The 261-nt window shown below is 58.2% G+C and carries 1 protein-coding gene; it reads right to left on the minus strand.

Annotated features, from left to right (window positions below; genetic code table 11):
- Positions 1–77 precede the first annotated feature (77 nt).
- The coding region (locus P8629_RS12155; RefSeq protein ID WP_278166367.1) for a putative oxygenase MesX at positions 78–261 on the minus strand (184 nt) is incomplete at its 5' end.

Raw genomic sequence — 261 nt, forward strand, 5'->3', positions numbered from 1 at the left:
AAGCGGGCTTGGGCAGGCTTCCGGCCGTCGATGTGGGCAGCAATGTCTTCATAACAAAATCCTTGGTAAACAGTGAATCAAAGGGCGGCATCGGCCGACCAGCGCTCGAGCACGTGACGGAAAGGTTCGATGAAGTAGCGCTCTGCAAACGTGCCCTGCTCGACGGCCAGCTGGCTACGCTCTTCGCGGTCGTACTCGATACGGGTCACCGAGTAGTCCTGATGGGTCAGTTGCGGTTGATAGACATTACCTGCCGCCGAG

The sequence above is a fragment of the Hydrogenovibrio sp. 3SP14C1 genome, from assembly GCF_029625905.1.
GTDB lineage: Bacteria > Pseudomonadota > Gammaproteobacteria > Thiomicrospirales > Thiomicrospiraceae > Hydrogenovibrio.